Annotated in this window: 15 protein-coding genes; 6 read left to right on the top strand and 9 right to left on the bottom strand. The window is 65.7% G+C overall.

Features of this window, described 5'->3' with window-relative positions:
- The first annotated feature begins 28 nt into the window (after positions 1-28).
- Positions 29-1384 carry an esterase/lipase family protein gene (locus ACDA63_RS01645; protein ID WP_373661421.1) on the top strand — a complete coding sequence of 452 codons (1356 nt, stop codon included), beginning with the start codon at positions 29-31 and terminating at the stop codon, positions 1382-1384.
- A gap of 44 nt (positions 1385-1428) precedes the next feature.
- On the opposite strand, the gene ACDA63_RS01640 is transcribed toward ACDA63_RS01645, so the two are convergent.
- The 5 genes from ACDA63_RS01640 to ACDA63_RS01620 all read right to left on the bottom strand — a co-directional run bounded on the left by ACDA63_RS01640 (position 1429) and on the right by ACDA63_RS01620 (position 6533).
- On the bottom strand, positions 1429-1920 hold the full coding sequence (locus ACDA63_RS01640) for a heme-binding protein (RefSeq protein WP_373661420.1): 492 nt from the start codon (positions 1918-1920) through the stop codon (positions 1429-1431).
- A gap of 702 nt (positions 1921-2622) precedes the next feature.
- Entirely contained in the window at positions 2623-3237 is a 615-nt protein-coding gene (locus ACDA63_RS01635; RefSeq protein ID WP_373661419.1) for a response regulator transcription factor, read from the bottom strand.
- Positions 3234-4730: a sensor histidine kinase gene (locus ACDA63_RS01630; RefSeq protein WP_373661418.1), complete on the bottom strand. Its 1497-nt coding sequence runs from the start codon at positions 4728-4730 to the stop codon at positions 3234-3236. The genes ACDA63_RS01635 and ACDA63_RS01630 overlap by 4 nt, the downstream gene beginning before the upstream one ends.
- Before the next feature lie 120 nt (positions 4731-4850).
- Positions 4851-5873 (bottom strand): anion permease, encoded by a 1023-nt coding sequence (locus tag ACDA63_RS01625; RefSeq protein WP_373661417.1) that lies wholly within the window; start codon positions 5871-5873, stop codon positions 4851-4853.
- Positions 5874-5906: 33 nt separating this feature from the next.
- On the bottom strand, positions 5907-6533 hold the full coding sequence (locus ACDA63_RS01620; protein WP_373661416.1) for a DUF47 domain-containing protein: 627 nt from the start codon (positions 6531-6533) through the stop codon (positions 5907-5909).
- Positions 6534-6723: 190 nt separating this feature from the next.
- Here ACDA63_RS01620 and ACDA63_RS01615 point away from each other — a divergent pair, with 190 nt between their 5' ends.
- Together ACDA63_RS01615 and ACDA63_RS01610 are read left to right on the top strand one after the other, a co-directional pair.
- Positions 6724-7275 (top strand): YMGG-like glycine zipper-containing protein, encoded by a 552-nt coding sequence (locus ACDA63_RS01615; RefSeq protein ID WP_373661415.1) that lies wholly within the window; start codon positions 6724-6726, stop codon positions 7273-7275.
- 33 nt (positions 7276-7308) lie between these two features.
- Entirely contained in the window at positions 7309-8370 is a 1062-nt protein-coding gene (locus tag ACDA63_RS01610; RefSeq protein ID WP_373661414.1) for a DUF6515 family protein, read from the top strand.
- 130 nt (positions 8371-8500) lie between these two features.
- Here the strand turns inward: ACDA63_RS01610 and ACDA63_RS01605 are convergent, their stop codons facing one another.
- Together ACDA63_RS01605 and ACDA63_RS01600 are read right to left on the bottom strand one after the other, a co-directional pair.
- Positions 8501-9280 carry a hypothetical protein gene (locus ACDA63_RS01605; protein WP_373661413.1) on the bottom strand — a complete coding sequence of 260 codons (780 nt, stop codon included), beginning with the start codon at positions 9278-9280 and terminating at the stop codon, positions 8501-8503.
- 17 nt (positions 9281-9297) lie between these two features.
- The gene (locus tag ACDA63_RS01600) at positions 9298-9462 is read right to left on the bottom strand and encodes a LiaI-LiaF-like domain-containing protein (protein WP_373661412.1); all 165 of its coding nucleotides are present in this window, start codon (positions 9460-9462) and stop codon (positions 9298-9300) included.
- Between the two features lie 158 nt (positions 9463-9620).
- Here ACDA63_RS01600 and ACDA63_RS01595 point away from each other — a divergent pair, with 158 nt between their 5' ends.
- Positions 9621-9926 carry a hypothetical protein gene (locus ACDA63_RS01595; protein WP_373661411.1) on the top strand — a complete coding sequence of 102 codons (306 nt, stop codon included), beginning with the start codon at positions 9621-9623 and terminating at the stop codon, positions 9924-9926.
- Here the strand turns inward: ACDA63_RS01595 and ACDA63_RS01590 are convergent.
- Entirely contained in the window at positions 9899-11056 is a 1158-nt protein-coding gene (locus ACDA63_RS01590; RefSeq protein ID WP_373661410.1) for an aminopeptidase, read from the bottom strand. The two genes, ACDA63_RS01595 and ACDA63_RS01590, sit on opposite strands and share 28 nt — an antisense overlap.
- 193 nt (positions 11057-11249) lie before the next feature.
- On the opposite strand from ACDA63_RS01590, the gene ACDA63_RS01585 reads away from it, so the two are divergent.
- A complete protein-coding gene (locus tag ACDA63_RS01585; protein WP_373661409.1) occupies positions 11250-11837 on the top strand; it encodes a polymer-forming cytoskeletal protein in 588 nt (195 codons plus the stop codon).
- 409 nt (positions 11838-12246) lie between these two features.
- Entirely contained in the window at positions 12247-13839 is a 1593-nt protein-coding gene (locus ACDA63_RS01580) for a methyl-accepting chemotaxis protein (RefSeq protein ID WP_373661408.1), read from the top strand.
- 30 nt (positions 13840-13869) lie between these two features.
- Here the strand turns inward: ACDA63_RS01580 and ACDA63_RS01575 are convergent, their stop codons facing one another.
- Entirely contained in the window at positions 13870-18822 is a 4953-nt protein-coding gene (locus ACDA63_RS01575) for a tetratricopeptide repeat protein (RefSeq protein ID WP_373661407.1), read from the bottom strand.
- Positions 18823-18919 lie beyond the last annotated feature (97 nt).

The following is an 18919-nucleotide window of genomic DNA, read 5'->3' as shown; positions in this document are numbered from 1 at the left end:
TCGACGATCTCATCGTGACGACATGACCATGACACGCTTCCGCCAGCTCGCGATCCTGTTGACGACTTCCCTGGCGCTATCGGGCTGCGCCCTCTTCCAGGTTGGCACGCAGCAAGCCAAGCTTTCCGCTCGCTGCGAGATCGGCGGCACGGTCGCGGTGCAACTGGCCGACAAGAAGGCCGGCAATACGCGCGCGCCGCTCATCGTGGCGCTGTATCGGCATGTCGACGGCACACCGCTGGAGCGGGAGAACTGGCAGGTCTATGACTTCTCGGTGCTATCGCGCACCAACCAATGGGGTTTCAGCGCCGTCGCCGGCGATTACGCCGTCGTCGCCGTGCAGGACCTCAACAGCAACCTCAGCTACGACGCGGGCGAACCGGCCTACGTGCCCAATGCCGAGCAAAGTGTGCACTGCGCCGGGCGCGGCGAAGAGATCGTGCAGAACGTCGTCATCAACGGCATACCGGATGTCGGCGAGGCAAGTGTCGACTTCTTCAGCATGCGCATCGGCGAAGACCAGCAGCAGCTCGGGCAGACTTTTGCTGCCGCGCCACTGACGGCTGGCCAGATCACCACGCTGGACGACCCGAATTTTTCGCGCACCATGGCCACCATGGGCCTGTGGCGGCCCTACGACTTCATCCAGCGCGCCCGCATGGGCATTTACTTCCTGCAGGACTACGACCCCAAGAAGATCCCGGTGCTTTTCGTGCACGGCCTGAGCGGCACACCGACGGATTTCCGCAATCTCATCGGCAACCTCGACACCAAACGCTTTCAGCCGTGGGTGGTCTTTTACCCATCCGGCATTCCGCTCGGACTGCTGTCCAGGCGCCTTGCCGAACTGATGCACGAGGTACATCTGCGCTATGGTTTCCCGGAGGCGATGGTCGTCTCGCACAGCATGGGCACGCTGGTCTCACGCGCGATGCTGATGCACCTGCACGCCATCAGCGACGATTTTGTACCGCTGTTCATCACCGTGGCAGGCCCGTGGGATGGCGTGGCATCCGCCGCGCTCGGCGTGCGCGACGCTCCGACGCCGGTATGGTCGTGGATCGACATCGCGCCACGCAGCGACTTCCTCGACAGCCTTTTCTACCGCGACGACGAGGCCCACACGCGGGTCCGCCTTCCTCCCGGCGTGCGACACTATCTGCTGTTTTCGTACCTGCCCAATCAGGGGGGCGACGGCACCATCGCCCTGACCAGCCAGTTGCGCGTCGAAGCGCAGGACGACGCCACCGCACTGGTTGGCGTCGAGGGCAGTCACGTGGGCGTGCTGAGCGACCCACGCACGCTGACGGTCGTGCACAAGCTGCTCGACGACGCGGCAACGGCGTCTGCCGCGCATCCCGAGCGGGTCGCGCAGCAACGGTAGTGCAGACGTCCGCGGCATCGCGCCGCGGACGAACACTGCGTCGCTCAGATCAGCTTGTCCTTGACCTTGTCGAGCGCAGCGGCTGCGCACTGCTCATCCAGATGACCACCGGGCGCGCCGCCGACGCCCACGGCGCCGATCACGTCGTTGCCGCTCTTGATCGGCACACCACCCGCCACCACCAGGAAGCCTTCGATGTTCGGCAGGTACTGGGCCGCAGGCGTCTTCTGCACGTTTTCCAGGATCGTCCCCGTCGGCGTGCGGGTGGACGCGGAGGTGTACGCCTTCGCGCGGCTGGCATCCACGGTGTGCACACCAGCATTGTCAGCGCGCAGCACAGCGCGGACGGTGCCAGCACGATCGACGACGGTCGCCGTCACGGCGTACCCCTTGGCCGTGCAGGCTTCGACGCTGGCGGCAGCGATCTCGCTGGCCAGAGCGAGCGAAATGTTCTTCTCGGTACGGACCTGGGCTTGGGCAGGCAACGTGCTGACAATGCCGACGGCGGCGAGCGTGGCGATGGCGATATGACGCATGAGGGTTCTCCTCTGTGTTGGGTGACGGGGTGCGGTTGCGGGGCAACCGATGGAGGGAATCTTAAGGATCGCCTCGGCGCGCGAACATCGCAGCGATAGCGGAGAGGGGTCCGTACAAATACGGACGGAGTACTGTGGCGCTTCTTGCCTGAGCCGCCACGTTCTCGCGATGGCGTGGCCACAGCGGAGATGTGATCGTGATGTGGCATGGGAAGAACGACTCTTCTTGTTGCGTGGGCTTCCGACTATCGACGGTGGTGATGACTGCCGATGTTCGACGGCCGGGAGTTCGTCCCGGCGGCCGAGTCACTTTATTGTTTTCGAAAAGAAAGTAACCGTCGATCCGACCCCAGCATCGCCGCCCACCTACGGTGGGTCCCCTGCGCTACTCCTCAAGTCAGGCGGCTGCGGAACTCGTCGCTGCGCTCATCAGACAGTCCTCGCCGACGCACTACGCGGGCGACCTGACTTGTCCGCGTTGCTTGGCGGCTCAAATGGGGCCACCCATGGCTCGCACCTCGATGTGCGTGGAGCTAGAGCTCCTTCATGGGGAGAAAGGGCCTTTCACCGCTGCACAAATGGGCCGCAATGGCGGATGACGCTCCGCTCTTCCGCCCAGCAACGCTGCACCCACGCATGGGCACAAGGGCCGCTCGAAACTGTCGGCTCAGCGGTCAGGGTCTTTCGCAAAAGCCCCGCCCGCTATCCCCTCACCCCATCCAGATACAGCCTCACCAACTGCGCCAGGGAATCTACGCCAAGCTTCTCGAACAGGTTCGCCCGATGCGTCTCCACCGTCCGCGGCGACAGATCGAGCCTGCGCGCGATCTGCTTGTTGGAGAGCCCATCGACGATATGCACGAGAACTTCACGCTCACGCTCGGTCAGCCGCGCCAGGCGCTCCTGCGCCGCCCGCGTGACGGCGCCACGTTCGCGACTGGCAATGTGCGTGCGCACCGCTGCCTGCACCGCGTCGATGAGCGCGTCTTCGTCCACCGGCTTGGTGAGGAATTCCATCGCACCGCCTCGAAAGGCGCGCCGGCAGGCGGCCATGTCGCCGTGGCCGGTGAGCATGACAACGGGCAGATCCACGCCCAGCGTGGGCAAGCGTTCGAGCAGTTGCAGGCCGGACTCCCCCGGCATGCGGATATCCAGGATCAGGCAGCCGATGGCGTCGCGATCGAAACTGGCGATGAACGCCTCGGCGTTGGCGGCCGCCTGCACGCGCAAGCCGACCGATGACAGCAGCATCGACAGCGATCCGCGCACACCGTCGTCATCATCCAGCAGGTACACCACCGGCGATTGCTGGTTCATGTGGCGGCTCCCACAGGCAGGCGCAAGGTGAAGGCCGCGCCGGCATCGACGTTGGCGGCACCGAGCGTGCCGCCCGCTTCGTGGATGATGCTCTCGCAGATGGTCAAACCAAGCCCCATGCCCCCCTCCTTGGTCGTGTAGAACGGTTCGAACACGCGCGCCAGCGCTTCGGCATTGAGCCCGCCGCCGGAGTCTCGCACCACCACCACGACCTGCGGGCCGTCGAGCGTGCTGTCGATATGCAGCGCGCGTTGCGGTGCGGGCACGTGCAGCAGCGCGTCGGCCGCGTTGAGCAGGAGATTGACGATGACCTGCTCAAATGCCACCGCACTCCCTGCCACCGTCGGCAGATTCGGCGCCATGTTGCGCACGACGCGGATCTGCCGCTGCCGGAAGGTTTCGCTCATCAGGCTGAGTGCATCGTCGACGACACGATTGAGGTCCACGGCCTCTGCCGCACCGGTATGCGGCGAGATGAACTCGCGCAGGCGCTTGAGTATCGCGCCGGCCCGCCGCGCCTGCTGCACAGCGCCGCTGGCGGCTTCGCGCGCGCGCACGAGATCAGGCGGATCGTCTTCGAGCCAGCGCACGCTGGCCTGCGTGTTGGCGAGCACGGCCGTGAGCGGCTGGTTCAGTTCGTGCGCGATGCCGGCAGCGACCTCACCCATGGCGTTGATGCGCGTGGCCTGCGCGAGCCGCAACTGGCGTTGCGCCAGCGTGCGCGACCGGTATTGCGCCATCGACCACGCGGCCAGCGCGGCAGCAGCGCCCAGTATGGACCAACCGAGCACCAGCCGGCCCCACGGTACGCCGGCGCCGAGCGGCGCATGCGTGGCCGTCATCACGAACGGTTGCCCACGCGTGTTGAGCTGCTTTTCCAGTTGTAGCGCAGGCCATGGGCTCCACGCGGCGGGGTGTTCATAACGCCATAGCGTGCGTCCGTCTGCCGTGCGCATCTGCACCGACTGGAAACTTGGCGCGCCGGACTGCGCCAGTTCCGCAAGCGCAGGCGCCGAGACGCGCAGCGCGAACACCACGTCGTGGCCGGCGGCACGGAACAGCCGGTAACCGTCATCCAGCACGGCGACCTGGGTGCCAGCGGTGCCGCCAGGTTGATCGGCTGCGGCATCCAGTTGCCGGGACGGTGCGGCTGCGCCGCCGTTGGTGGAGAACATCCGCCAACCGGTGTCTTCGCGCCCATAGCGTTCAACGCTGACGAGCTGCGGGTAGCCATGCTGGATCGACAGCGCGAAATTGCTCATCACCGGTGCGTTACCCGGCATGGCGTGTTCGAGCGCGACGAGGGAGGCGAGCACCGCCTCCTGCTGCTCGGCGCGCTGCGTGAGGATGCTGTAGGCGATGCGCGCCTGCGTGGTGAAATCGTCGCGCGTACGGCTGCGCTCGTTGCCGATGAGCCAGGCGGCGAACAGAACGCAGCAGGCCAGCCAGGCGAGCACGCTACCGAGCAGGAACAGTCGGGGGTTCAGTCGCATGGCGGCGGGCATTGCGCGGAGCTTGAAAAACACATGGCCCGCACTTTACGCACGGGCCATGCATGGATTCAATCCGCACAAATACGGTGGACGCCGCAGGCGCCCGCCGGGCGCGCCGGATTACAGGATGCGGCGGGCCACTTCCCAGGCTAGTCCGCCGATGAAGGCGGAACACGGGATCGTCAGCAGCCAGGCCCACACGATATTGCTGGCAACGCCCCAGCGCACGGCATTGATGCCGTTGGTGGCGCCCACGCCGACGATGGCGCCGGTGATGGTGTGGGTCGTCGATACCGGAATGCCCAGCGCGGTGGCGAGGAACAGGGTGATCGCACCGCCCGTTTCAGCACAGAAGCCACCGACCGGCTTGAGCTTGGTGATCTTCTGCCCCATCGTCTTGACGATACGCCAGCCACCGAACATGGTGCCTGCGCCGATCATGATGTAGCAGGCCACGATCGCCCAGTACGGGAAGTGATCCGCGTCGGCGTGCATCCAGTGCGGCAGCCCTTCGGCGTGCGAGGCAGTCGCCGCGATCAGCAGCATCCAGATGATGCCGGCGGTCTTCTGCGCATCGTTGCCGCCATGGCCCAGGCTGTAGAGCGAGGCCGACACCAGTTGCAGGCGCCGGAACCATCGATCGACCTTGCGCGGCGTGCTGCGCACGAAAACCCACGACACCGCCAGCATGAGCAAGGAGCCCAGCACCATGCCCAGCAACGGCGAGATGACGATGAACGCGACGGTCTTGAGCAGGCCCGACCCAACCAGCGCGCCGGTGCCCGCCTTGGCGACGGCGGCACCCGACAGGCCGCCGATGAGCGCGTGGGAGGAGCTGGACGGGATGCCGTAGAACCAGGTGATGACGTTCCAGCTGATGGCACCGATGAGTGCGCCGAAGATCACGTAATGATCGACGATGGACGGATCGATGGTGCCCTTGCCGATGGTCGCCGCCACGTTGAGCGGAAACAGAAAGAAAGCCAGGAAGTTGAAACTGGCCGCCCAGAGGACGGCCCATTGGGGACGCAACACGCCGGTGGAAACCACCGTCGCAATGGAGTTCGCCGCATCATGAAACCCGTTCATGAAGTCGAACACCAGCGCCATCAGGATGATGAGCAGCAGTATGTGAAAGGTCATCGTGGTTTCCGTTGAGAGCCGGTGTGGAACGCCTTACGCGTTCTCGAACACGATGCCTTCCATGATGGTGGCAACGATGTAGCAACGATCAGCCATGTCTTCGAGGCGCTCGTACACGGAGCGCATTTTCATGACTTGCCGCACATCGGGCTCTTCGCGGAACAGACGCGCCATGGCGGTCCGGGTGATGTGGTCGGACTCGTCTTCGAGCCGGCCGATTTCCTTGCACAGCGTGAGGATCTTCTGCGCGTTTTCCATGTTCGACAGCAGGGCCACGCAGTCGCGCACCTTTTCGGACGCGCGCAGGTTGATCTCAGCCAGTTGCTTGGCTTCGGGCGTCAGGACCTGGATGTCGAATTCGTAGACCGTCGCCGAACTTGCCTGCGCCAGGTCGAGGATGTCGTCCAGGCGGGTGGCGAGGCTGTGGATGTCTTCGCGGTCAATTGGGGTGATGAAGGTCTTGTGAAGGAGTTCGAGCGTGTCGTGAGTGATCACGTCGGCTTCTTTTTCGATCGTGTCGATGCGGTGACGGCGCGCTTCAAGCTGGGATATATCGTCCATCAAGGCCACCAGCTCACGTGCGCCTTCCACCACCTTGACGGCTACGGCATCGAAGTACTCAAAAAATCGCCCTTCCCGGGGCATCAGTCGCGAAAACATTGAGGGGGGTCTGTTGTAACAAAACCGCAATTTTACGATGAGCGGCAGGAATTTTCGCTGTGCTGGTGTCAATCTTGCGCTGGGTCAGAGGATGGCCGTCTCATGGATACAAATCCTCACAGTCGCTTACAGCGGCGGCACCGACCGTCCACGACTATGCGGAAAGGCCCTGCCTTTATCTGAATCCGACATGTACACGCTTCTGCGACTCGCAACACCCGCCGCCGCCCTGCTTGCCGTCGTGGTGGCCGGGTGTGCAACGCCGCCTCCGTCGCGCTACGCGCCCGCCCCGGCAGCGCGCACCGAAACACCGATCTATGCCTATCCGGCGCGCGGGCAGACCGAGCAGCAGACGCGCCGCGACCGCTTCGAATGCTACAACTGGGCCGTCAATCAAAGCGGCTTCGACCCCAACTACGCCCAGCAGGCCCCAGCGCCGGCCTATGTCGAACCGGCCCCGAACGATCACGCCAACACCGTCATTCTGGCCGCCACGGGCGCAATCATCGGCGCGGCGGTGTCCAACCCTCATAACGCCGGCACCGGCGCGGCCATCGGCGCCGTCGTCGGCGGACTGACCGGCGCGGCTGCCGACTCGGCACAGCAACAGGACGCCCAGCGCGCGGCCGACGCAAGCAATGCCGCCATCCAGCGGCGCGGCGACAGCTACGGCGCGCAAAGCAACGGCTACCGACGTGCCATGACGGCCTGCCTTGAAGGCCGCGGCTACCACGTGCGCTGAACGCGCACGGCGAAAACAACGAGGAGAACGATCATGCCCACCACCTCTGCAAACGTACGTCGTCTGGGGTTGGCCGGCGCGCTGCTGATGTTCATCGCCCATGCCGGACAGGCGCTGGCGGCCCCGCCGGATCGCGGCGGCGGCGGACAGCATGGCGGCTGGGGATCCGGCGCAGGGCGCGGCGACCATCAGGGCGGAGGCCCTGGCCGCGACAATCCGGGACGCCCCGACAATCCTGGCCGCGACAACCCTGGGCGCCCGGACAATCCGGGACGTCCCAGCAACCCGGGCCAAGGTGATGGGCAGGATCGCGGAGATCGCCGGGACGGCCCAACCCGAGGTTGGAGCCCGCAACGCGGCGGTCCGAATATCGATTCACGCGATGGTCCCGGCTATGCCGGCAGACCGTCCCCGGGCGGCTACGCGGGACGCCCCGCTCCCGGCGGATACGCGGGACCCCATCCCGGTCCGGTAGGCGGACCGGTGGTACGGCCCGATCCGCGCCCGGGCCCCGGCCCACGTCCGGTTGCGCCGATGCCTCATTGGGGGCCCGCGCCCGGGCCGGCTCCGGTCCATTGGGGAGCCCCTCGGGTCTATCCGCGCCGCGGTGCGGTGGTGAATGTGTTGCCGGCCGCACCCGCTGTGTATTGGCACGGTGGAGCGAACTACTATTTTTCGTCGGGTGTTTGGTACCAGCCGTACCGTTCGAGCTTCGTGGTGATCGCGCCCCCCGTGGGCGTGGTGATTCCGCTGTTGCCCGATTACTACACGACGCGCGTGATCGGCGGCACGACTTACTACTACGCCGGTGACACGTACTACCGTGCCGTGCCCGATGGCTACCAGATCGTTGATCCGCCGAAGGTGGTCGCGTCGGCCAAGGACAAGGTCTTCTACTACCCGCGCGACGGGCAATCGCAGGCGCAGCAGGACGAAGATCGCTACCAATGCTATGAATGGGCGGTGAATCAGTCGGGCTACGATCCGACCCTGCCCAATGGCGGCATCGCTGGCGACGCCGTGCCTTCGATGCGTGACGATTATGCGCGCGCCATGGACGCATGCATGGACGGTCGCGGCTACACCATGCGCTGAGCGTCGATCCGCCCGCGCCGGCGGATCGCGCGCACGAACCGGGCAGCCCCGGAATACGGGCCCTGGACACACACAGCAAACGGGCGGACCGTCCAGGACGATCCGCCCGTTTTTTCATGCAGGACGCCGATCAGCCCTGTGGCTGTTGGTCGTCGTTCTCGCGTCGAGCCCGCTGCCAGGCCATCACGGCCTGCGAAGCCTGCTCCATCACCAATCCGCGCAGGTCTTCGGGCAGTTCCTGCGCCACCGCGCCAAAGAGTTGCTGCGTGGTCTCCTGACCCAGCCCTTCGAGCGCCAGCCCCTGCTGCAGGCAACGGATCTGCACCGAGGCCAGCGCGTCGGCCAGCAGGCGCCAGCCCAGCGTCGGCATGGTGCGCGTGAGCGCCAGCATCATCGCGCCAAGCTGTTCGAGGATGCCGAACGCCTCGTCGCGGTCTTCGGAGGCGATCATCGCGTGCCAGAGCGCAAGGTGGATTTCGCGCCGCAGCTCGACCTTGAAGTCCAGCGCACAGGCTTCGTCGTTGTTGATGTCGTCGAAGAAACGCTGGCAGGCGGCTTCTTCCGCCACGTCCATGGCGTCGCGCAGCTTGCCCAGCAGCAACGACAGCCCCCCCATGCCACCAGCGTCGAAGGTCTGGCTGAAAGCCAGGCCCCATTGATCCAGTCCAGCCATGAGCAACGCCATGCGCGCGGCACGCCCGTCGACCGTACTCATCCCGGACCACTCGCGCAGGTGCGCGGCGAGCTTGTCGATGACAACGGGCAACTTGTCGGGCTTGCCTTCGAGCGTGAGGCGAAAGGCCGCGCCGAAGGATTCCTGCGCCAGTCGGGCCGCCTGCCGCTGAGTGTCGCGGTTGGCGTGGGGCAGCAGGTTATCCGGCGGCACCGGAGCGGTGTATTCGTTCTGCATGAAGATTCCAGTTGGGGTCAGCGCTTGCTCATCAGCCCCAGCACACCGAAGAAGACCAGCAGGGCCGGCCACCAGCGCGCGATGATCGGGCCGACGTAGTGAATCTGAATGATGCCGAAATTGGCCAGCAGAAACAGTACTCCGATGATGAACAGGCAGAGAAAAATCGTACGGCTACTCATGATTTGGACATCGAGTGGATTCGGGATGCGCACTGTGCCAGCGCCGATCGCGGCGGACAAGCCGCTGGCTCAAACCGGGCGGCCGCAATGCTCATCACTTTTGACATATCCGGCATATCGCTTGCTTTGAGGAGGGCATCCCCTTCGAGAGGCTCACGATGGATCCACAGCTGATACAACTGATTGCCCGCCTGAAGATTCGTCTCCGCCAGGACCAGAGCATTTCCCTCAATACGCAGCGATTCTTCGAGGACAGCGAGTACGCCCACCAAGTGCTTGATCGCGCTGAGGAAAGCGAAGATATCGAACTCGTATCGATGTCGCTGGAGATGCGCAACCGGATGGGCTGGCTGGACGCCACGCCCACCCACGCCAGCATCATGCCGCCCCCTCCCGACGCATCCGACAAGACCATTCGCGGCACCACCGAGGGGCGTTACAAGTTCGGCGCACGCGGCGGCTGAGCAGCGTTGCGCGCGGCCTGCGCGTGCTGGGCTTGGACCAGCGCGGTCCGGCGGTCGGGCTCGGGCATCGCGGCGATCTTTTTGACGCGCGCATAGAAGCGGCCCAGGTCTGCTCCCTCCTCGGCCAATACGGCGGAAAACCCGGGCACCAATCCGCGGTAGAGGCCGATCGAAGCCAGCGTGGCGTTGTTGATGTCCTGCGCAAACCAGCGATCGTAGCCCGCGAATCCGCCCCAGCGTTCGTCACGAATGCGCGCGTAGGTCGCACCCAGTTGGGCGATCAGATCATGCTTGCCGCGCGCCTTGTCCTCATCGCTCGCCGCACTGCCGTACAGGGCCGCGAGCTTCTTGCGATAGTCGAGCACCAGCGCAGCGAAATCATCGCGCCGCCGCTGCGACGCCTCGAACTGGGCCAGCATCGATTCGCGCCCCGGCTGTGACAGCCAGCGCCGCACGCCGGCTTCTTCCACCGTGGCCGCGAACGACTCATTGAATTCCGTATCGTTCTTCACGTAGAGCAACTGGTGCGACAACTCATGGAAGATCAAGCGGGCCAGTTCGGGCTCGGGCCAGTTGATGAAGGTATTGAGCAGCGGATCGTCGAACCAGCCCAGCGTTGAGTAGGCCGGCACGCCGCCGACGTAGACGTCCATGCCCTGCCGGCGCAGTTCGTCGGCCTTGGCACGGGCATCGGCCTCGGAGAAGAACCCAAGGTAGCTCACGCACCCCGCCACGGGCAGGCACCATTCGTGCGGCTGCATCGACAACGCAGGCGTCGCGAAGACGTTCCACGCAACATACGGCCGCTGGAGGTCGGCGTAACGCCGGTAGCTGCCGTTGTCCGGCAGGCCAAGTTCCGACGTCGCATAGGCGCGCAGATGTTCCGCCAGGACGAGGCGGTCGCGCAGATCTGAATGGGTCGCGTGGGAACGTTCGATCGACTGCACGTCTTCTGCCCGCCACATCACGTCGATCTGGCCGCTCATCGCCTGCCAGTAGTAACCGGGGCCGACGCCCGCGCATGCTGCGCACGCCAGCGCCGCGAGGACCGAGACGCCGCGCCCGGCGATTCGCTGCACGCCTCGCAGCATGTCGCCACCAGGCGACGCCACGAAATGCTTGTTTTTCATAGGCTTATGCAAAAGTCCTTCAAACAGCGACGCCGCGTGGCGACGCCACGAGTGATTCCGGACGAACACGGCGTCGTGCGTTTCAAACGCAAAACACTGTTTCACATACGTTTTTTCCGTGCTGGCACGCTGGTTGCCATTAGGGCCGCGATGCGGCACGCCTTGCAGGCCGCGCGCCACCTTAGGAGAAAACATGTTCACGAAGCAGCAACCCGTCCTCAGCAAAAATCCGAACAACCTCTCCGACCGCTCGCCTCGCCCCGGCCAGCTTGGCGCGACGACATATCCTTCGATGCCGGCCAGCGAAGTGCCCAAGGCCGAAATCCGCCCCGAGCCGGCTGCGCCCAGCCTACCGGAAACGCCCGTGGCAGCGGAACCCGCGCCCGTGCAGGACAGCCCTGAACCCACCGGTAGCCGCCTCATTGTCGGTCCCGACGTCAAGCTCAAGGGCGCCGAAATCCTGGATTGCGACACGCTGATCGTCGAAGGCCGCGTCGAAGCCACCATGGACAGCCGCGTCATCCGCATCACCGAGCGAGGCGCGTTCGCCGGCAAGGTGGGCATCGATATTGCTGAAGTCCACGGTGTCTTCGAAGGCGAACTCACGGCACGCCAGCAACTCATCATTCATGCGACCGGCCGGGTGAAGGGCAAGATCCGCTACGGCAAGCTGCTCATCGAATCGGGCGGCGTCATTTCGGGCGAGATCGAAGCCCTCGCCGATAGCAAGGACGAACGCAACTCGAAAATCACGCCGCTGTTGAGCTCAGCGGCAGGCTGAAAGACTCGCTGCGACGCCGGTCGCGGCACTTCCTCCGTCGGGGCCCCTCACCCCCCGACTCTTGCAGGCATGCGGCGTCCTCCCGCATGCCCTTTTTTTGTCCGGCCGCCTGTACGGACTTCAGCCACAAAAGCTCTGTCCCCCGCCTCCCACTTTCAACAATTGTGAATTTTTGACACGTTGTCGCACACGGGCGACGTCTAACCGCACGGCAGAATCGGGCGCAAAACCCAGCGAGAACGGCCTTCCCGTAAGGGCATACTGTTTCGCAGTTTTTGTTTGATTTCTATCAATATAAAGAAAAGCGGAATTACGCCGTTTAGGAAATCCGCGTACGACCGTTGTGCACTGAGTCCTCCACGTCTCAGGTGTCACAACAATGCTGTCTCGCCTTAGCCTCAGAACCAAAATGATGACCCTTGCCGGCGCCGCTCTGATCGGCATGCTGGCAGTTGGCGTCGTCGGTGCCATGTCGCAACGCTCGACTTCGTACGATCAGCGCATGCAGCTTCTGCATTCCATCGTCGAAGCCACGCGCACGCAATTGATCCACTTCCAGAAGCAGGAACAGGCCGGCGCGCTCAGTCGCGAGGCCGCACAGGCGCTCGCGCGCGAATCGGTGCGCAACGCCCGCTACCTCGGCAGCGAATACATCTTCATCTTCCGCAATGACGGGGTGAACGTCCTGCTGCCGCCGCAGCCTTCGACGGAAGGCACGCAGATGATGGAAGCGAAAGACCCGGACGGGCGCCGCTATGTGGCCGACCTGATTGCCGCCGGCCAGCGCGGCGGCGGCTTTGTGCACTACAAGTTCCCGCATCCGGGCGGCACCGTGCCGGCGGCGAAGATTTCGTACGCCGAGGCGATCCCGCAATGGAACTGGATCATCGGCACGGGCATGTACGTGGATGACGTCGACGCCGCCTTCCGTGCCGATCTGCTGCGCAATCTGGGCATCGTGCTGGTGCTGGCGCTCGGCGTATTCGGGCTGGTGTTCATCGTCGGTCGTTCGGTGTTGCAGCAGGTCGGCGGCGAACCTGCCGACGCGGTCGCCATCATGAAGCGCGTAGCCGAAGGCGATCTGCGCGCCCAGGTCGAAGGCGCGCCGGCCAACAGCATGCTCAGCGAACTGGGCGCACTTATCGGTCGCCTGCGCGCCACGGTGCACGAAATCACCAGCGGAGCCGATCGACTCGGCACCGCCGCGCAGGAGATCAGCGCCACCTCGGCCAGCGTGGCCGACGGCGCCCATCGGCAGTCCGACTCCACGCAGGCCATGGCGGCCGCGATGGAAGAGCTGACGGTCAGCATCGGTCACATCTCGGATCACGCCACCCAGACCGAGACGCACGCCCGCGAAGCGGCCCGTCGCGCCATCGAAGGCCAGTCCCAGGTGAGCGAAGCCGCCACGCAGATGCGCGAGCTCTCCGGTGCAGTGTCGGAGGCCAGCGAACGCATCGAAAGCCTGAGCCGCCGTGCGGCCGAAGTCGGCACAGTGACGGCATCGATCAAGGAAATCGCCGCGCAGACCAACCTGCTCGCGCTCAACGCCGCCATCGAGGCGGCACGGGCCGGCGAGACCGGGCGCGGCTTTGCGGTGGTGGCCGACGAAGTGCGCAAGCTCGCCGAGCGCACCGCACTGGCGACAGTGGAGATCGAATCCACGCTGGGTGCGATCCAGTCCGAAACGACGGGTGCGGTCGACGCCATGGCACAGGCCTCGCAACGCGTGGCGCACAGCGTCACCGCGGCAGAAGAATCCGCCTCGGTCCTCCAGCAGATCGCCGAAGGTGCGACGCGTGCGACCGAACTCGTGGCCGATGTGGCCGACTCGACCCGCGAGCAAAGCTCCGCCAGCACGAGCCTCGCACAACAGGTCGACCAGATCGCCCGCATGGTCGAGACCACCACGCAAGGCATGGACGAGACCGCACACGCCACGCAGGAACTGGAACAGGTGGCCAACCAGCTCAACGTGGTGGTGTCCCGGTTCCAGTACTGATACACGGGGCGCGGATACGCCCCGCTCCGCTCAGTTGCGACGCAATTGCCACCAGCGATACGGCCACTTCCATGGCGGAGTGTGCCGCATCAGCAATTGCACGGTGAGATTGCTTCGCAGTTTGCGAACACCACCGAGCACGTCCCGCGAAACCCGCCTAAAGGCTTCGGCCGCCAGCCGGCTGTCGTTCGCCTCCACGGCATCGCGGTAGCCGCACAGCAGGAGATGCAGTGGCCGCAGATAGTCCGGCAGCTCGCGGCGGCCGATGCGATCGAGCCACGCAAAGGATTCCGTGGCGCGCCCCGCGTAGGCGCATTGGGCGGCCAGCCACACCAACGGATCGACGTCGTCCTTGTCGCGTTCGTGCGTGTGCGCGGCCACCTGCCCGGCAGCGTCCAGGCGGCCACGCGCGCAGTACGCGAACGACAGGTTGTCGAGCGCCCATGAAGGCGCGTCGGCGCGCTGCTGCCAATCGGCCAGCCACGACACCGCTTCGCGGTAACGGTCGAACTGGATGAGGGACCAACCCACCAGCCCCCAGCATTCGCCATCGACACGCAGCGCCTCGCCATACCGCCGACGCAGGCCACGCAACAGCGCGAGATCCGACGTGTGCCCCGACACGCGCAACAACCCTCGCTTGAGCGCGTGGCCGATGTCCTCGGCCAGTAGGGGTTTGAGCTTGCGCAGCAGGGCGCGGCCGTTGGTCCCCATGTAGGTCCGCGCGACCAGACGGCGCACGGCCGCCCCCGGGCATGCGCCGCGACGCACGGCGGCTTCGGTTCGAGACGGAATGTCGTTTTCGAAACCGGCTTCCTGCAACGCATCGGCCGCAATATCGAAACTCTGCTGCGACACGTCGTCACCGTGATCGAGCAACGCATCAAACGCGGCCAGGGCTTCGTCGTGCGAACCGCGCACGCACGCGACACTGACGCGCCGTGCTTGTAAGGCCGGTGCCGAGACATCGGCGCTCTCCATCGCCGCAAGCGACCATTCAGCGGCATCGGCGTCCTTGACCTTGATGGCCGTGTCGAACAGGTTGCTGATCGCAAACATGTAGGCCGAGTCGAGCTCGACCGCGCGGCGTAGCGCGGGTATGGCTTCGGCGTGATGGCCGCTTTTGATCAACGCGTGCCCCAGGTAACCATGCGCAGGCGCGAAGTTGGGTGCGATGCGCAGCAATTCGCGCGAAGCGTCGAGGTAGTCGGCATGACGACCGTCGTTGTCATGCCAATCGGCGAATTCGCGCCATAGGCCGTAGTCGTTGGGCTCTGCCTGCAAGGCAGTCTGCATGAGCGCACGGGCCCGCTCGTCGTCGCCTCGCTCGCGCGCCAGTCTCGCGGCGAAAGAGGGCAGCGGCCCCGGCACGCTGTCCTGCCACGGCATGCGCCCGAGCGCGGATTCCACCTCGTCGAGCGCGCCCTCGCGCAGCAGGCCGTCGAGGTAGGTGCGCCACGCAGGAATGCTGCGCGGTTCGAGTTCCACCGCGCGGCGTGCCGCACGCGCGGCCTTGGCGGCGTCATGCGTATGCCGTGCGCATGTGGCCCAGGCGTCGGCATCGGCGGGGCGAGAAGCGATCAGATCGTCGAGCATGCGCTCGAACTCGGGCTCGCGGTCCAGCTCATCGGTGACGCGCAGCACCGTCTCCCACACCCAGCGGACGGACGGGTCGAGTCTGAGCGACTCACGCAACGACACCAGCGCATCGTCGTATCGATGCATGCGTTCGAACAGCCAGCCGAGCAATGCGTGCATGTCGGCGTTGGTGGTGTCGCGCGCCAGCGCACGCCGCACGATGGTTTCGCCTCGGTCGAGTTCGCGCGCTTCGTTGACGACGATATCGACGTACATGTGTACCGCCCGCCCCCACGCGGGATTGATGCTCAATGCGGCGTCGGCACTGGCCAGCGCCTCGGCGTGGCGTCCCAACAGCAGGCACGCGCGCGCACGTTCCAGATGTACGCGCGGCAGCAGGGGGAAGCGCTCGACCGCATCGTCGAGCACGGGCATGGCATCTGCCGGCCGCCCCATGTCGACAAGCTGCACCGCCAGCGCGGTCCACGCGTGCCACAGGTCGCCGCGCTGGTCGCGGGCTTCGCTCAACAGGGCCAGTAGTTCGTCGTCGGGCATGACGTGGCGAGCGACTTCCTGGAAGTTCAACAGGCCTTCGCCCACCGTTACCTGCCGGACGAGTTCCTGGTGTACGAAAGCCAGGGCTTCGCGCCGCGCAGCGATGTCGGGCGCTGAGTTGATGAGCGTGCTCACCGCGTAACTGGAATCGACGTCGAGTTCGATGGCACGCCGCAGATGAGGTACCGCCGCAGCGTAGTCGTGCTCGGAGAGTTCGAGGAACGCCATCGAGGCGTGCGATTCGCACTGCCCCGCCGCGCGCCGCAACGCGCTCTCGGCGAACGGGCGCGCCTCGGCGTAGCGATGCTGGCGCGTCAGGTGATTGGCCAGTTCCCGCACCACCCAGATGTTGCCCGGATGGGCTTCGGCAATGCCGCGCAGAACGGCTTCTTCGGACGCAGGATCGTCGGCGTCGCACAGCTCGTACCACAGCCGATGAAGCGCGAGGTTGCGCGGAAAGCGTTCGCACACTCCGCGCAACCAATCGATGACGGCAGCGCGTCCTTCCAGGCGCATCAACACGGAAGCATGCAGGCGCTGATTGCCGACATTGAGCGGCTCCTGCTCGCATGCAAGGCGCGCACAGGCCACCGCGCCGGCCAGATCGCCGCGCAGGTCGCACAGCATCGCGCTGGCGCGCTGCCAGTCCGCGCGACGTTGTGCCTCGGGGGCGAGCGCCAGCAAGCGCGCGGCTTCGTCCGGCTGGCCGTAGCGCACGCGCGCATCGGCGCAGAACGCGAGAAAAGCGCCGTTGTCGCCGTGCTGCGTCAGCGCTTCGTCGAGTACGGCGAAGCCCTCGGGCGTGCGCTCCAGCATGTCGAGTTGCTGGAACAGGGTCGCAGCCGGATTCCACGCCAGCGCCCCCAGCGTGTCGATGCGTCGCCGCAGGAAGCGCAAGCCTTCTTCGGTCCGCCCGAGAAAATGACAGGCGCGGAAATACGCCGCCGCGTAGTCTTCGTTGGTGTCCTGCAGACACGCGGCGACGCGATAGTAAGCAAGTGCCTCAACGGTGCCGCCGGATTGCCAGGTCAGCGACGCGCGCTGCGACCACACGGCCGCGTCCATCGGCCCGCGCCGCAAGGCCCGGCGCACGATCCTGTGCGCCAGCGGCAGACGGCGCTGGTCTTCGGCAAGGCGATCGGCGTAGCGCAGCAGGACATGCGGATCGGGATTCGGGCCCTGAGCCAGTTGCGCCAGCCATTCGATGTGCCGGGCGCGTCCGCCGATCAACCACAGCGATGCGGCCTTTGACAGTTGCAGATTGACGTCATCCGGGTAGAGCGCCAGCAACGCTTCGGTCGCCGCCTGCCCCGCCATCTCATCGCCGTCGTAGCTGCACAGGGCGCGGCGGCTGGTGAGCGCGAGCCGATGACCGGGTGCGGTGTTCTCCAATGTGGTGAGCGCCTGGATCGCAGCGTCGCGATCGTGACGCGCCAGTGCGGCCATCACACCGTGGTAGCCATCCCATAGCGCGGCATCGGCCAGCGGCATGGCGCGCAGTTCAGCGGCACGTTCGCGCGGCACCATAGCCATGCCGCGCGGGCCGCTGGAACGGTGCGAGTCGAACACCGATTGCGCTTCGAACTCGGTGTGCGTGGGCGCCATTGGATCGCGGATCAACAGCGAATTGCGCACGAGGTCGTAGCCGATGACGGCCTGCAGGTGCCCGCTTGCTGTATTGACCGTGGTGAGCGTGAACGGGATACCGGCGTCGAGCAAGGCGCGCGCGCCCGCCCAGTCGACGGTGAATTCGGCGGTGGCAAAGCCGGCGTTCTCCGCCCATTGGCGCTCGGAATGATACGGCGTGCCGTCGTAACAGATTTCTTCGGCCACATCGAGGTGGTCGACCGATGCGCCCCAGTATCGGGCCAGCGAAGTCAGCGTGGCGGGCGCGCAGGTCATCCAGTGCTGCCGCGTGAAGCCGACGGGCAGATGGACGTGGACGGTCTCGAGGTTGGGCGCCGCCAGTCGCCCGGCAAGCGCGCCATAGAACGACCCGGCGGCCAGTTCGCTGTGCTGTCGCGCCACGTCGAACCGGCCCTGCCGCATCGCCACGTCCGCCCGGCGGCTGGCAATCCAGGTACGCAAAGGCTTCTCGGCCAGCGGCAGACAGCGTTCGACCCGATCGAGCGTGGTCCAGGCCGCGTCGTACAGACCGCGATCGTATTGCAGCTCGAACAAGGCGCGCGCCATGCCGCCGTGTTCCATGTGCCGGAGCGACTCGTCGAGCAAGACCATGGCCTCTTCCGGACGGCCGGCGATTGCCAGCAAGTGGGCTCGCATCTGGGCTACGGCGCGCGAACGCGGCTCGAGCGCGGCGGCGCGGTCGACCGCGGCGAATGCTTCGTCGTGACGGTCGCGCCGGTCACAGATGTGCGCCCACTCGACCCAGATCCACGGCAGCGCGTCGCAGTATTCACGGGCACGCGCAAAGTGCTCATCGACGCGTTCCCAGTCGCGCACCCATGAATGCAGAAAAGCCAGCAGCGAGTGGTATTCCGCCAGCACGCCCGGTGCGGCGCTGTCCGGCATGGGCGCGCCGTCGACCCATTTGAAGCCTTCGTACGGGCCGCGATAGATGCGTTGCCGCAGGAAGGCGAGGACGGCTTCGGGATGATCGCGATGCGCGCGCCAGATGCGGTGCGCCAGCGCATCCGAAGCCCGGTCGGCGCCCAGGTGCGACATGATGCGCGCGGCCAGCAGCCGCGATGCCGGATCGGGGCGCCCCTGCAGGATTTCGAGATACGGCCGGGCTTGCAGGTAGTGGCCGTGGTCGCAAAGCCGGTCGATCTCGGCAAGCGGCGGAATCTGCGCCGACGCATCGAGGATCAAGTGTTCGGGCTGGTTCATGAATAGGTCTCACATCGGTTCTGCACGGCACGCGCCCCGTGTTGGCCCGCAACGGGTGCGGCTGGGCCATTCTAGTAAGACTCGTTCCTACATGACT

It is taken from the genome of Uliginosibacterium sp. sgz301328, assembly GCF_041807905.1.
Taxonomy (GTDB): Bacteria; Pseudomonadota; Gammaproteobacteria; order Burkholderiales; family Rhodocyclaceae; genus JBGVSA01.
The sequence above is the reverse complement of the archived record's forward strand: the minus strand, read 5'-3'. Positions and strand labels throughout refer to the sequence as shown.

Bases quoted from the DNA above. Each gene is read 5' to 3' on its own strand.
- ACDA63_RS01595 (WP_373661411.1), top strand. From the start codon at position 9,621: ATGGATCCACAGCTGATACAACTGATTGCCCGCCTGAAGATTCGTCTC.
- ACDA63_RS01585 (WP_373661409.1), top strand. From the start codon at position 11,250: ATGTTCACGAAGCAGCAACCCGTCCTCAGCAAAAATCCGAACAACCTC.
- ACDA63_RS01575 (WP_373661407.1), bottom strand. From the start codon at position 18,822: ATGAACCAGCCCGAACACTTGATCCTCGATGCGTCGGCGCAGATTCCG.
- ACDA63_RS01580 (WP_373661408.1), top strand. From the start codon at position 12,247: ATGATGACCCTTGCCGGCGCCGCTCTGATCGGCATGCTGGCAGTTGGC.
- ACDA63_RS01625 (WP_373661417.1), bottom strand. From the start codon at position 5,873: ATGACCTTTCACATACTGCTGCTCATCATCCTGATGGCGCTGGTGTTC.
- ACDA63_RS01605 (WP_373661413.1), bottom strand. From the start codon at position 9,280: ATGCAGAACGAATACACCGCTCCGGTGCCGCCGGATAACCTGCTGCCC.
- ACDA63_RS01645 (WP_373661421.1), top strand. From the start codon at position 29: ATGACACGCTTCCGCCAGCTCGCGATCCTGTTGACGACTTCCCTGGCG.
- ACDA63_RS01615 (WP_373661415.1), top strand. From the start codon at position 6,724: ATGTACACGCTTCTGCGACTCGCAACACCCGCCGCCGCCCTGCTTGCC.
- ACDA63_RS01640 (WP_373661420.1), bottom strand. From the start codon at position 1,920: ATGCGTCATATCGCCATCGCCACGCTCGCCGCCGTCGGCATTGTCAGC.
- ACDA63_RS01590 (WP_373661410.1), bottom strand. From the start codon at position 11,056: ATGAAAAACAAGCATTTCGTGGCGTCGCCTGGTGGCGACATGCTGCGA.
- ACDA63_RS01630 (WP_373661418.1), bottom strand. From the start codon at position 4,730: ATGCGACTGAACCCCCGACTGTTCCTGCTCGGTAGCGTGCTCGCCTGG.
- ACDA63_RS01600 (WP_373661412.1), bottom strand. From the start codon at position 9,462: ATGAGTAGCCGTACGATTTTTCTCTGCCTGTTCATCATCGGAGTACTG.
- ACDA63_RS01610 (WP_373661414.1), top strand. From the start codon at position 7,309: ATGCCCACCACCTCTGCAAACGTACGTCGTCTGGGGTTGGCCGGCGCG.
- ACDA63_RS01620 (WP_373661416.1), bottom strand. From the start codon at position 6,533: ATGTTTTCGCGACTGATGCCCCGGGAAGGGCGATTTTTTGAGTACTTC.
- ACDA63_RS01635 (WP_373661419.1), bottom strand. From the start codon at position 3,237: ATGAACCAGCAATCGCCGGTGGTGTACCTGCTGGATGATGACGACGGT.